The following is a 14,064-nucleotide window of genomic DNA, read 5'->3' on the forward strand; positions in this document are numbered from 1 at the left end:
AGGCGTAAACATGTTTAGTAAACTATTTAAAAAATCAGAGCCTAAAAAACCTAAGTCGCCAGAAATAATGGGGCTTTATTTAGGTGGTTCTTTCGAATTAGATAACTTAAAACTTTCCCTACTAGAGTCCGAGTTAACCATTGAAGGCGCAGCACGTTCGCAGTTAATTCAAGCGGTAGGTGAAGCCCCTTTGGATACTGGCGGCACCCTGCTTCGTTTTTACACTGACGATGATGGCTTTCTACAGGTGGTAACCGACGGTGGTCTATCAGAAAACCACATCACTGACGTGAAACTTTGGCACTTTTATGAGACAAAAACCATTGGCAACACTGCTCAATGGAACGAATGCTTGAAAAACGTTATCAGCCAGCCCACCTACGAGCTTGAGGGCAATGTATATACCCGTGTTTGGGGTGCGGTGGGCGACGAATCACCGCCTGTGGCGGTTACCGAAACAACCTACGAAGAAGACGGTGATGTCAGTAAAACAGATCAATTTATGATGTTATACGAACGCCCGATCAGTAACGATAGAGTTGAGACCTTGCTTGTTGTTGGAGAAGAAAAACAAGTGGGTAACAATTTAGACAGATGCTTAGTGATTTCTACAGGCTTCGATGTTGAACCTGCGGACATCACGATAAACGGTTAATAAAAAAGGAATAACTATGGATACCATTATGCACTCTTTGGCCGGCCTGGATAACTTTGCGCTGTACTTCGGCCTATCGATTGTTTTCTTGTTTATCTTCAAATTGGTGTACGCCTTGGTTACACCTCATGATGAATGGAAACTGGTAAAAGAAGAAAAGAATGTAGCAGCAGCTATTGGATTTGGCGGGGCTATTATCGGTTTTGCTATCGCCCTTGGCAGCGCGGCCTCGAACTCTGTTGCCGTGGTTGATTTTGCTATTTGGGCGCTTGTTGCTGTAATTGCCCAATCCCTAGCGTTTGCTATTTTGCGTTTCAGCTTTATGCCGAAAATCGCTGAGCGCATAAACAATAACGAAGTCTCTGCAGGTGTTATGCTTGCCAGCATGTCTATTGCCGTAGGCTTACTCAATGCCGCTTGCATGACCTATTAAGGGGGCAGCGATGACAGATAAACAAAATACTCAGCTTGATGTTATTGATAGCGTGCAAGGTGAGAAGCCTGCATTAAAACGTACCAAACATATTGACCTTAGTCGCATGCGCAAAGGTTTTAGCGTTAAGCCTTTAGCATTGGGGGTGGCCAGCGTTATTTTGAGTGGTTGTGGCGGCGAAAAAGAAGACGCCACCATTTACACCTCGCTAGAAGACTGTAAACAGGATTTTCCTGATGCAGTAGAGCGTTGTGAAGCTGCCTATCAAACAGCGGTGGATGAGGCTATGCGCACCAGTCCGCGCTTCAACTCTGAGTACGACTGCGAACATGAATTTGGCCCTAACCAGTGCCAATATGTGAACAACAGCAGCGGCAGCTTTTTCATGCCGTTCATGGCAGGCTACATGGTGAGCTCTCTGCTATCGCCAAATCGCTATTACTCACAACCCTTATATACTTCCTTTTCATATAATTCACCGTTTCGTTCACGCTGGATAACCGCAGACGGCTATGTATTCGACGGCGATATTCGAAAAAGAAATTACCGCGTAAGTAAAGACGTTTACAAACCCAAGCCTACCGTGAACCGCACCATGAAACGAGGCGGGTTTGGTAGCAGCGTTCGTGCAAAATCGTCTTGGGGTAGCAGCAGCCGTAAAGGCGGCTGGGGCGGATAACTATGTTTAGAATGCCTTGCCAGCCTCGCAAGGGCTGGCAGCAGTTGGCTAACGAGTTTGGCTTTCATTTCCACACCATGTATGGCGAGCCGTACTGGGACGAAAGTGCCTACTACCAATTCACACTCGCGCAAATTGAAAACGACATTGAAGACCCCACTGCCGAGTTACATCAAATGTGCTTGGCAGTGACTGAAGATGTGGTTAATAGTGAGGAATTACTTACTCGCTTTTGCATCCCCGAGCAGCACTGGGATTTAGTGCGCAATAGCTGGAACGCAAGAGACCCAAGTTTGTACTCTCGCCTTGACCTTGTTTACAGCGGTAAAGGTCCGGCAAAACTTCTTGAGAATAATGCAGATACGCCCACCAGCTTGTACGAATCCGGTTTTTGGCAGTGGCTGTGGCTATCACAAAATGTTGATGCAGGAAAACTTGCTCTTCATGCCGATCAGTTTAATAGCTTACAAGAAAAGTTAGTCCATCGCTTTCGTGAAATTGCGCTGTATTACAATATAAATCAACTACATATGGCGTGCTGCGAAGATACCGTTGAAGACCGCGGTACCGTGCAATACCTTCAAGATTGCGCTAAAGAAGCTGGGCTTATGGCTGACTTTGTGTTCATCGAAGATATTGGACTAGCAGACACTGGCGTTTTTACTGACCTTCAAGATGCCCCTATTACTGATTGTTTTAAGCTTTACCCTTGGGAATTTATGCTGCGCGAGGAGTTTGGCGACGTGTTAGAAGATGCCCAGGTTAACTGGATAGAGCCCCCATGGAAATCGGTAATTTCCAATAAAGCCTTGCTTCCTCAGCTATGGAAGAAATTTGAAGGCCACCCTAACCTGCTTCCCGCTTATTTTTCAGACGAAATAAATACAAATAGTCTGTCCGGAAAGTGGATTAAAAAGCCCCTTTTTTCTAGGGAGGGAGCCAACGTATCAGTTATCGAAAGTGGTGTTGAGAACGTTTTAAGTGACGGGCCTTACGGTGAAGAAGGCTTTATTGTTCAAGCTTTTGAACCATTGCCCGTTTTTGAAGGTAATCATACGCTTATAGGTAGCTGGTTAGTGGATGACATGCCGGCGGGCATTTCTGTTAGAGAAGATGCCTCAGCGATCACCCAAGACCTTTCTCGCTACCTTCCCCATATTATTTTGTAATCTATCTAAGGGGCCTTTATATGAAGCCGCTTTCATTTCAAATTCGCGTATTGCTGACGTTAGGTGCACTATTAATCGTAATAGAAGTAGCTAACTTACTCACTGGTAATGCATTAAATCAGTTTGGTGTGGTGCCCCGCACGCTATCAAGTTTGCCTTATATTTTTACTGCACCTTTTCTTCATGGAACGCCGACGCACTTGATGGCCAACTTGGTACCTCTTTTGCTGTTCATGTGGCTTACTATGCAATGGGGAAAACGTACGTTTCTTATTGCTACTTTGAGCGCATTGCTGATAGGTGGCTTAGGTGTATGGCTGTTTGGCAGAACTGCTACGCATATAGGCGCAAGCGGCATGGTATATGGTTATTTTGGCTTTCTCGTGTTAGCAGGTTTTAGAAGTAATAAAGTACGGTATTTGCTTATTTCACTTGTAGTTGCGGCGCTATATGGAGGAATGCTGGTTGGTGTACTTCCTACATCAAAATTTATTTCCTTTGAATATCATCTGTTTGGCTTTATTGGCGGCTTATTTGCCGCATGGCACTGGGCACGCTAATTACTTTCCGTATAATTACCCTTAAGATAAGACGTTATTAAAAGATATGTCAGCAGTACAAGAACCTACTCAAAAGAATCAAGGCTTTTTCGGCAACCTCGCGTTTAACATTGTTATTCCTGTGGTGTTGATGAGCTATGCAAGTTCAGAAGACTACCTAGGGCCAGCATGGAGTATCGTTGCCGCACTTAGCTTTCCTATTGGCTATGGCCTATGGGATTTAAAAGAATCGGGAAAGGTAAACGGCTTTTCTGTTCTTGGGATTATCAGCGTGTTACTTACTGGCGGGTTTAGCTTACTTAAACTACCAGCAGAGTATATTGCGATTAAAGAAGCGGCTATCCCAGGCATTATCGGTATTGCTGTGCTAGTAACCCAATACTCTAATAAACCCTTAGTCAAAATGCTTATTTTGAACGACCAGATAATAAACTGGCCTCACCTCAATCAGGTATTAGATGCCAAGGGAAAGCAGCCAGAGTTTAAGAAGAAAGTCGCGGTTAGCTCTTACATCGTAGCGAGCTCGTTTTTCCTCTCTTCTGCACTTAACTATATCTTAGCTAAAATGATTTTGGTCAGTGAGCCGGGCACTACAGCATACACTGAAGAGCTAGGTCGAATGACTGCGCTTAGCTACCCGGTCATTGTGATCCCAAGCATGATTTTACTTATTGCAGCGCTCTGGTATTTATTTGCTCAAATCAAGAAAATTACTGGCGAAGAGCTCGACAACTTTATTAATCAGTGAAAGCTCCAGTTTGCGGCCGTTTGAGGCCGGTCGTGGATAAGGGCCCCGTTCGGGGCCCCTTGAATGTATTGTCGTGCTATTAATAAATAGACCAATTTATCCGTTCGCTTAGCGAAGTTAGCGCCGCCACGCCTAGCTGAGAGTTCCCCACACTGTTAAGTGCAGGAGAGAATACGCAAATTGTGAATCGACCAGGTACCACAGCAACAATACCGCCGCCTACCCCACTTTTACCCGGCAGACCCACTTTAAAAGCAAAGCTGCCCGCTTCGTCATACATGCCGCTAGTTGCAAGCAATGCGTTCACTTGCTTTGTTTGGTAAGGCGTTAATACCTGCTCATTTGCGCAGGTCGAAAAACCTGCGTTAGCAAGAAAGCTTGTCGAACGCGCTAAATCTTCACAGCTCATTTCTAATGCGCAGTTATGAAAGTAATTGCGAAGTACATCTTCCACGTCGTTTTCAAAGTTGCCGTAGGCTTTCATCAAATACGCCATTGCAGCGTTGCGAGAACGATGTTCGAATTCAGAATCTGCCACGACCTTGTTGACCACGATATTGCCATTGCAGCTTAAGCGCCTCACAAAGTCTCTCATGGCAATAAAAGGCGATGCAAAGCGCGATTGCACCATATCGCTTACCACCAAAGCACCTGCGTTAATAAAAGGGTTACGTGGAATACCATTTTCATACTCCAGCTGTACAAGAGAGTTAAACGGCAGGCCAGAAGGCTCACACCCTACTCGCTCCCACATGGTTTCACCGTAGTGATTGATAGCTAAAACAAGGTTAAAGACTTTTGAGATACTTTGTATTGAAAACGGCACGCTAGCGTCACCAATAGACGTAATTTGCCCATTGATATCACAAATAGATATGCCAAACTGACGAGGATTAACCGTTGCTAACGCTGGGATATAGTCTGCAACTTTACCCATGCCAAGCATAGGCTCGACTTCGTCATAAATATCCTGCAGTAACGATAGCATTTCGCTTTCCATTCTCTGGCTTGACCTCTTTTTTGCTAATATTTTTTCTGCTAATAAAAGAAAAGCGCCTGTTAGAAAAACGTCGGCGCTTCCATTTTAGTTAAGTTCTATCGGCTATGTGTTGCTTCAATAATGCAACTTGCTACAAAAGCCTTAGCCCGCCCGTATAGCTGACGCTTAGTTGCAGCGCCAGTCTTCTTTAAAGTCGCATAAGCCGTCATCATCTTCGTCTGACGTAAGCTCAATATTGGTGGTCACCTTTCTTGATACTTCATTTGCGTCATTATCGATTTTTATTGGCTGTTTTTTATCAATAAAACTAAAAATAGTCTTCGCAATATCGGTATTATCGATTTGCCCCATAAATGACTGGTGGCCCGCACCAAAAGCAAACACTTCAACATCTACACCAGTATGACCGCCTGTAGTCCAACCTGTATTTGTTTTAGCATCCAGGAAGGTTTTTACTGCCATAAAGCGCGTTTTATCATCTTGATTCGATACACTATTTAACGTAGCTAGCTCTTCTTCGCTTAACGATAGCCCGAGCTTCTGCGCCACATACTCGCCAGGGTTTTCTTCATTCGCCATATTAAGCGCGATCGTCATTACCGAGGCTGACATTGATTTTAAATGTTCAGGGCTCCAGCGATAGTCGCCATTTGCACCAATAGTCAAACCGCCGGTGCTATGGTCAGCAGTTAGTACAACCAGTGTGTCGGGGTTAGCTTTAACATAGTCGCGCAGATATTCCATGGTTAACGCCAAATCGTGCATTTCAGCCATAGCAGAAGCGATATCATTTGCGTGACCCGCCCAATCTACCTGGCTTGCTTCAACTAAAAGGAAAAACCCATTGTCGTTTTCTAAGTGCTTGATAGCATGTTGAGTTAAGTACTCAAGACGGTTTTTACGCTTATCATCCAGCACTGCAGGCAGCGCCACAGGCGCAAACAGGCCAAGCACATTACTTCCTGCAGGTACAGAAGCTAGGCGATTATATGTGTCGGCATATTCGTAGCCCGCATCAATGAACTGCGCCAGAATATCTCTGTCTTCGCGTTCAAAGTAAGAAGTTCCGCCACCTAACATCACGTCAGCAACAAACTTACCGTCGACACGAACATCAAAGAAATCTTCAGCAATTTCATTGTAGTTCTTGCGGCTTTCGTTGTGCGCAATGTATGACGCAGGTGTTGCGTGAACAATTTGCGATGTAACCGCCAAGCCAGTTCGCATACCTTTGCTTTTAGCTTGGTACATAACCGAGTTTACTGGCTGCTTATCAACATCTACACCTATTGCACCATTGTATGACTTCACGCCGGTAGCAAGTGCTGTTGCTGCAGCGGCTGAATCGGTAACATAACCCGATACACGAGCGGGGTAAGTTGACGCATTGCCTACTAAAATGTCATCAAATACAACCGTCTCTACTTCCGGTGTTGACGGATCATCTACATAATTACGGTAAGCGGTTGTGTAGGCAGGCCCCATGCCGTCGGCAACAACCATAATGATATTTTTCGGCACACCGTTGATTTGACTACTGTTTACGTTTGCTGATTCTGTCTTAGATTCAGTGATACCACAGCTTGCAAGAACAGCAATAGACGCACAACTTAGCAATGATGTGCGAGCAAATTGTTTAATCATTTAAACTTCCCTGAGTAAGTAAAGATACCTGCTGACGTTATAAGCCGCAGTTACTGCAAAATCGATATTACCGCGAATGAAACGTTGATATTAGTAAAGCGATAAAAGGCAATAGTGTAAAACAGGCAAGCAAGATGCTCAAAGCTTTTGGATAAAATATGCTTGTGGTGAGATGACCGTTTAGTCATCTCGTCTAAATGGAGTATTTCTAGAAAAGAAAAGCCTATTTGCTTTGAGCTGCGAGGTATTCACGCATACGCTGCTGCGCCACGTCTACAAGCATATCGGGCTGAAATTTAGAGATAAATCTATTACAACCCACTTTTTCAACCATGGCATCGTTAAAGCTACCGCTTAATGAGGTGTTGAGTGCAATGAACAGATTGCTCATACGCGGGTCGTTACGCACCTCTGAGGTAAGCCGATAACCGTCCATTTCTGGCATTTCTGCGTCAGTAAACATAAGCAAAATTTCGTCGGTAGGATTTTTCCCTTCGTCAGCCCATTGTTTTAGTAACGCCAACGCTTCTGCGCCGTTTTTTCGCTCAATAATACTGATACCTAGCTGCTCTAAAGTGTCTTTTATTTGTCTTCTTGCCGTGCTGGAATCATCAACAATCAACACTTTTTTACCGAGAAAGTGATTAACGATATCTTGATCTAACACTTCCTCAGAAATAGATGTATCGTAGTCGATGATTTCCGCGAGCACTTTTTCAACATCTATTATCTCAACAAGCTCTTGTTTACCCTCAACATTCACCTGAGTTATGGCGGTTAAATAATTAGATTTACCAATTCCGCTTGGGGGCGGTTGTATAGTCCCCCAAGAGGTATTCACGATATTTTTAACTTCGCCAATAATAAAGCCCTGCACGCTTCTGTTGTATTCGGTGATAATAACGTTTTTCGCTGTAGCTTCTGTGGCTGCTCCGCGCATTTTTATCGCCTGACGCAAGTCAATAATTGGAATAGAGCTGCCGCGGTAATTCATTACGCCTTTAAGATTATTATGGGAACCAGGCATAATGTTAAGCTTGGGTACATTGATAACTTCTTTGATTTTAAAGACATTCATGGCAAAAATGTGACGGGTTCCAAGCTGAAACATTAAAAGCTCAAGCCTGTTCTCGCCAACAAGTTTGGTTCGCTGATCAACCGACGATAATACACTGTTACTCATAACGCCCACTTATTCAATTTACAATCAAAGACCTAAAGCCAATTTAATACCGTCATACCAATTAGCCAAGTTACAATAACTTACCGTTAAAGTTAGCTTGACCGTCATTACAAAGCTATTACCCTTTCAGCTAATGGACAGCTGAAAAAAGCAACATAATTAATGTTTTACTAGTAAAGCAACCTCTGCAATAGCCCCAAACCTTGCGAACTTTACTCACTAGCATTAGCCATTTCTATTGATAACTCATTCAAATACGTTAAAGCGTGTTTTGCTTTAACGAAAATACACACGCTAGGCATCGTTATTACCCAAAGGTAGTTTAAATATAGGCTAACAAGGCTAAACATGCCTCTCTCTATTAATATTACTATCGAACCTGTAAATCCCCTCTATGCCGTTTAACGATAAACGGATAAGTTCGCTATCCCATATTATCTAAGCGTATAGCGAACATCTTCTAACTTAGCTAGAAATTTGTCGACACAGCGCATTAGCAACGCAGCGATAAAGCATTCACAAGATGAATGGCGGCAATGCAAAATATATATTTTTATTATTACCAAACTCGCACTAGGATGAAATGGAATCAACGGGAACGCCCTACAGCGTGAACACAAACAACGTAAAGAATTTTAATTATAGTCGGGAGAGACGCTCATGTCGCAATATCAACAAGACATTGATAACTTCGCCACATTAAAGGCAGCACAAAACGGAGCTTGGGAAGGTATCAACCCAGAGTTCGCTGCACGTATGAAGGTTCAAAACCGCTTTAAAACAGGTTTAGACATTGCTCGCTATACAGCAAGCATCATGCGCAAAGACATGGCTGAATACGACGCAGATTCGTCTCAGTACACACAGTCTCTAGGCTGCTGGCACGGCTTTGTAGGCCAACAAAAAATGCTTTCAGTTAAGAAGCATCAAGGCACAACGAATAAAAGCTACCTATACCTTTCAGGTTGGATGGTAGCAGCGCTTCGCTCTGAGTTTGGTCCTCTTCCTGACCAATCGATGCACGAAAAAACGTCAGTATCTGCACTTATTGAAGAGCTTTACACTTTCCTTCGTCAAGCAGACGCACGTGAACTGGGTGACCTTTTCCACAAACTAGACGACGCGAAGAAAAACGGTGGTGATGTTGCTGCGATTCAAGCTGAAATCGACAACTACGAAACTCACGTAGTTCCAATCATCGCTGATATCGATGCGGGCTTTGGTAACGAAGAAGCAACGTACCTACTTGCAAAGCAAATGATCGAAGCGGGTGCATGCTGTATCCAAATCGAAAACCAAGTATCAGATGCGAAGCAATGTGGTCACCAAGACGGTAAAGTAACCGTTCCACATGAAGATTTCCTGGCTAAAATCAACGCAGTACGCTATGCATTCCTTGAATTAGGTGTTGATGAAGGTGTTATCGTTGCGCGTACTGACTCACTAGGTGCTGGCCTTACTCAAAAGATCCCAGTATCTACATCAGAAGGTGACCTAGCGGCTCAGTACAACGCTTTCCTTAAAACGACTGAAGTTGCTGGCGTAGACGACCTAACTGAAGGTGACCTAGTTCTTAAGCAAGGTGGCAAACTTGTTAAGCCAGAGCGTTTACCAAACGGTTTATTCCGCTTTAAAGACAACACAGGTTTTGACCGTGTAGTACTTGACTGTGTAACGTCGCTTAAGCACGGTGCTGACCTACTGTGGATTGAGACCGAAAAGCCTCACGTTGGTCAGATCGCTGAAATGGTTAACGCTATTCGCGAACAGGTTCCAAACGCAAAGCTGGTTTACAACAACTCTCCATCGTTCAACTGGACGCTTAACTTCCGTCAGCAAGTATTTGATGCTTGGACAGAAGAAGGCAAAGACGTTTCTGGCTACGACCGCGCGAAACTTATGTCTGCTGACTATGACGACAGCGAACTTGCAGCAGCGGCTGACGAGAAGATTAAGAGCTTCCAAGCTGATGCAGCACGTGAAGCGGGCATCTTCCACCACCTTATCACGCTACCTACTTACCACACTGCAGCACTGTCTACTGACAACCTTGCTAAAGGTTACTTCGGTGAAGAAGGTATGCTTGCTTATGTACGCGGTGTTCAGCGTCAAGAAATTCGTCAAGGTCTAGCGTGCGTTAAGCACCAGGCGATGGCAGGTTCGGACCTAGGTGACACGCACAAAGAGTACTTCTCTGGTGAAGGTGCACTTAAAGCGTCTGGTGAAGATAACACCATGAACCAGTTCGACGTATAACGCGAACAGGCAACAAGTTAAACGGAAAGTATCCCAACCTTTCCTACAGGGCACCTTCGGGTGCCCTTTTTTGTGCTCGCCATTCATTTCGTTTATGTTTTCTACAAAAAATAAAAAAAGCCATACTTTTTAAAATTCCATAAAAAATCTATATACATACTATTTTTCAATTACTTATTGGTATAAAAGTGAGCAAGTTAAGACTAAACGCTTATCTGACATTGAAATAAAAAAGCTTTATAATAGCTACGTTTAATTAGGTTTAAAAAGAGCATTAGAATAATGAATATAGCTAAGGTCGACCTGAATTTATTGGTTTATTTAGATGTGCTGTTGCGCGAAGGAAGTGTAACGAAAGCTGCAAACCAGCTAAGCATTACTCAGCCCGCTATGAGTAACGGCCTGAAACGTCTTCGTGATCTATTCAAAGATCCGCTTTTAGTTCGTACCAGCGATGGGATGACCCCCACTAAGCGCGCGCTTGAACTGCAACCTATTATTCGCGATGTACTTAGTCGATTAGAAAGTTCTATTCAGCCCGAAGTTGATTTCGACCCTTTAACTAGCGACAGAACTTTCCGCATTATGACCAGTGACTATGCAGAAAGTACCTTGTTACTTGAACTCGTTGGAAGACTGGCCGATTTAGCACCCAATATAACACTTGACCTTATCACGCCAAGTGACGTGACGTTCCACGACGTAGAGCAAGGTAAAGTGGATATGGCAATTAACCGATTCGATGAACTGCCGTTGTCGTTTCACCAAAAAGTTATTTGGTATGACACCTTTAGCTGCGTAATGAGTGCGGACCATCCGCTGGTAGAAAAATGTGACCTTGAAGGCTATTTAGGTGCCCAGCACATTTGGGTGAGTAAAACCGGCTTTGGTGTTGGCGTTGGTATTGACCCGAATGAAGTTCAAAAATTAGGTTGGGTAGACGCTGAGCTAACAAAAATCGGAAAACAGCGTGCAATTCGCGTTTTTACTCGTCATTACCACGCGGCTCTGCAAATTGCGAAAAAGCAGAAACTTATCGCCACATTGCCAAGCAAAGCGGCCCGTTTATTTAAACACGACCCTGATGTAATGATTAAAGAGCCACCTTTTGACATACCACCTATTGCGTTAAAAATGGCCTGGAGTGCCCTACTTCATCACGACGCGGGTCACATTTGGTTACGCCGATTGATAAGCGACGTTGCCAGCGAAATGAACGCGGGATAAATATTCACAAAAAATATGGCAAAAATACAAACCATAAATTAAAAAACTATCTCTATACACACTACACTGAGCTAACAGAAAAATGTATAGAGGTAGTTATGCAAGGATATATCACTAGAGGCCGACTACAGGTTGCCGCACAGCTAGATAATTTTATCAATGAACAAGCGCTTCCTGGCACAGGCGTAGATCAAAGCACCTTCTGGCAAGGTGCAGAAACCCTCTTCGAAAAATTCATTCCTCAAAATCGCGCGCTATTAGAAAAGCGAGAACAGCTTCAGCGGGCTATCGACGATTATCACAAGGCTGGCAACCCGGTATATGGAAACGAGTATACCGACTTCCTAAAAAGCATCGGTTACCTTGTTAAGCAGCCTTCACAAGTTAGTGCACAAACACAAAATGTAGACGCTGAAATAGCGACTATGGCAGGCCCTCAGCTTGTAGTGCCAATCAATAACGCTCGCTATGCACTTAACGCGGTAAACGCCCGTTGGGGAAGCCTTTACGACGCACTTTATGGCACTGACGTTATCAGTAATGAAGGTGGCGCCGAGCCAGGCAAGAGCTACAACCCCGTACGTGGCGCCAAAGTTGTTGCCAAAGCGAAAAGCTACTTAGATAACATGATACCGCTAGCAAAAGGCAGCCACGCTGACGTCACTGAATACAAAATCGAATCAGGCAAACTGGCCATTACGCTTGCTGATGGCGATGAAACTACTCTTGCAAACACTGAGCAATGGCAAGGATATCAAGGTGACATTAGCGCACCTTCAAGCCTGCTTTTTGCCCACAACGGTCTGCATTTTGAAATTCAACTAGACCCGACTCATCCTATTGGCGAGAGCGATGCAGCAAACGTAAAAGACGTACTAGTTGAAGCCGCACTAACTACCATTATGGACTGCGAAGATTCTGTAGCTGCTGTTGACGCTGAAGATAAAACCTTGGTGTACAGCAACTGGTTAGGCTTGATGAAAGGCTCATTAAGCATTGAAATGACAAAAGGCGGCAAGCAGCTTGTTCGCGCTATGCATGATGACAGAAGCTATCAGCCGTCTAAACACGCGTCACAAGACGAGCTTAAAGACGGCAAACTAGTACTTACTGGTCGAAGTCTTATGTTTGTTAGAAACGTAGGCCACCTTATGACTAACAATGCTATGCTCTTTGACGGCGAAGAAGTGCCAGAAGGGATCATGGACGGGTTAGTGACTTCACTTATCGCAAAGCATGACCTTTTAGGAAACAGTAAATTTAAAAACAGCCGCGAGGGCAGTATTTATATTGTTAAACCTAAAATGCACGGGCCAGAAGAAGTAGCATTCTCTAACGCATTGTTTGGTGCGATTGAAGCAATAATCGATGTTCCAGCCAACACCCTTAAGATGGGTATAATGGATGAAGAACGCCGCACAAGTATCAACCTTCAGGCTTGTATTGCTGAAGCTACCTCCCGGGTTGTATTCATTAATACCGGCTTCTTAGACAGAACCGGTGATGAAATTCATACCTCAATGCTTGCTGGGCCTTTTGCAGAAAAAGCCGCGCTTAAGTCTATGGCTTGGATTAAAGCCTATGAAACCGCAAATGTGGCTGTAGGTCTTCGTTGCGGCCTTTCTGGCAAAGCGCAAATTGGTAAAGGTATGTGGCCAATTCCTGATGAAATGCAAAACATGATGACCGCGAAGATTGGTCACCCTAAAGCTGGTGCTAATACAGCGTGGGTGCCTTCACCTACTGCCGCGACACTTCACGCACTTCATTATCACGACGTAAACGTGTTTGACATACAGAAGTCTCTTGATGAGAACTTTGATGGGTTAAGCGATATTCTCACCATTCCATTGCTAGAAGATGCCTCTACTTTGACTCGTGACAGTATTAAGCGTGAAATCGACAATAACGTTCAAGGTATCCTAGGCTATGTTGTGCGCTGGGTTCACCAAGGCGTAGGCTGTTCGAAGGTTCCCGATATCAACAATGTGGGCTTGATGGAAGACCGCGCAACACTACGAATTTCATCGCAACATATCGCCAATTGGCTTGAGCACGGCATCGTGAGTGTTGACCAAGTCAAGGAGTCTTTGGCTCGTATGGCTGTGTTAGTAGATGAGCAAAATGCGGGTGACCCTGAGTACATTCCGATGGCACCTGATTTAGACAGTTCAATCGGCTTCTTAGCCGCAAGCGACCTTATCTTCAAAGGTAAGGAGCAACCTAGCGGTTATACTGAACCTTTATTGCACGCTCGTCGACGCGAGATGAAAGCGAAGCTTGCTGAGAGTTAATTCCCAACGTGTATTTATTGGTTAGAAACTCAGGTTTATAACCATATTCACAAAGCGCGTTAGCAACACATTCGCATACTAACTAGGCTCACTCTGTTGATTCAGAAGTGAGCTTTTTTTGGGGGTCTTTTCCACGTTGTTCAAATAATTGCAAAGTGTGAAGGGTCAGTTGACCTTGCTGTTAAGGGTATAAAACATCATTCAATGTAGCGATAT

Annotated in this window: 12 protein-coding genes; 9 read left to right on the plus strand and 3 right to left on the minus strand. The window is 44.2% G+C overall.

The window, feature by feature from the left end; all coding sequences use genetic code 11:
• The first annotated feature begins 10 nt into the window (after positions 1 to 10).
• The 6 genes from ACXAER_RS04155 to ACXAER_RS04180 are packed head-to-tail and all read left to right on the plus strand — an operon-like array spanning position 11 to position 4,244.
• A complete protein-coding gene (locus ACXAER_RS04155) occupies positions 11 to 655 on the plus strand; it encodes a YjfK family protein (RefSeq protein ID WP_474826807.1) in 645 nt (214 codons plus the stop codon).
• 16 nt (positions 656 to 671) lie between these two features.
• The gene (locus tag ACXAER_RS04160) at positions 672 to 1,088 is read left to right on the plus strand and encodes a DUF350 domain-containing protein (protein WP_474805668.1); all 417 of its coding nucleotides are present in this window, start codon (positions 672 to 674) and stop codon (positions 1,086 to 1,088) included.
• A 10-nt stretch (positions 1,089 to 1,098) separates the two neighbouring features.
• On the plus strand, positions 1,099 to 1,767 hold the full coding sequence (locus tag ACXAER_RS04165) for a DUF1190 family protein (RefSeq protein ID WP_474826809.1): 669 nt from the start codon (positions 1,099 to 1,101) through the stop codon (positions 1,765 to 1,767).
• Between the two features lie 2 nt (positions 1,768 to 1,769).
• Positions 1,770 to 2,936 (plus strand): glutathionylspermidine synthase family protein, encoded by a 1,167-nt coding sequence (locus ACXAER_RS04170; protein ID WP_474826812.1) that lies wholly within the window; start codon positions 1,770 to 1,772, stop codon positions 2,934 to 2,936.
• Positions 2,937 to 2,956: 20 nt separating this feature from the next.
• A complete protein-coding gene (locus tag ACXAER_RS04175; protein WP_269917431.1) occupies positions 2,957 to 3,496 on the plus strand; it encodes a rhomboid family intramembrane serine protease in 540 nt (179 codons plus the stop codon).
• Between the two features lie 46 nt (positions 3,497 to 3,542).
• A complete protein-coding gene (locus ACXAER_RS04180) occupies positions 3,543 to 4,244 on the plus strand; it encodes a VC0807 family protein (RefSeq protein WP_159494482.1) in 702 nt (233 codons plus the stop codon).
• A gap of 79 nt (positions 4,245 to 4,323) precedes the next feature.
• On the opposite strand, the gene glsB is transcribed toward ACXAER_RS04180, so the two are convergent.
• From glsB to ACXAER_RS04195, 3 genes are all read right to left on the minus strand, one after another.
• Positions 4,324 to 5,232: a glutaminase B gene (glsB, locus tag ACXAER_RS04185; protein WP_474826816.1), complete on the minus strand. Its 909-nt coding sequence runs from the start codon at positions 5,230 to 5,232 to the stop codon at positions 4,324 to 4,326.
• A gap of 177 nt (positions 5,233 to 5,409) precedes the next feature.
• Complete coding sequence (locus ACXAER_RS04190; RefSeq protein ID WP_474826818.1) at positions 5,410 to 6,888, minus strand: alkaline phosphatase; 1,479 nt, start codon at positions 6,886 to 6,888, stop codon at positions 5,410 to 5,412.
• Between the two features lie 223 nt (positions 6,889 to 7,111).
• Positions 7,112 to 8,071 (minus strand): chemotaxis protein CheV, encoded by a 960-nt coding sequence (locus ACXAER_RS04195; RefSeq protein ID WP_474826820.1) that lies wholly within the window; start codon positions 8,069 to 8,071, stop codon positions 7,112 to 7,114.
• Positions 8,072 to 8,731: 660 nt separating this feature from the next.
• Here ACXAER_RS04195 and ACXAER_RS04200 point away from each other — a divergent pair.
• The 3 genes from ACXAER_RS04200 to ACXAER_RS04210 all read left to right on the plus strand — a co-directional run bounded on the left by ACXAER_RS04200 (position 8,732) and on the right by ACXAER_RS04210 (position 13,848).
• Positions 8,732 to 10,327 (plus strand): isocitrate lyase, encoded by a 1,596-nt coding sequence (locus ACXAER_RS04200; protein ID WP_474826822.1) that lies wholly within the window; start codon positions 8,732 to 8,734, stop codon positions 10,325 to 10,327.
• A 282-nt stretch (positions 10,328 to 10,609) separates the two neighbouring features.
• Positions 10,610 to 11,554 carry a LysR family transcriptional regulator gene (locus ACXAER_RS04205; protein WP_474826825.1) on the plus strand — a complete coding sequence of 315 codons (945 nt, stop codon included), beginning with the start codon at positions 10,610 to 10,612 and terminating at the stop codon, positions 11,552 to 11,554.
• 98 nt (positions 11,555 to 11,652) lie between these two features.
• Complete coding sequence (locus ACXAER_RS04210) at positions 11,653 to 13,848, plus strand: malate synthase G (RefSeq protein ID WP_474826827.1); 2,196 nt, start codon at positions 11,653 to 11,655, stop codon at positions 13,846 to 13,848.
• The last annotated feature ends 216 nt before the right edge of the window (positions 13,849 to 14,064 follow it).

This window comes from Alteromonas sp. AWJ4_199 (genome assembly GCF_056159165.1).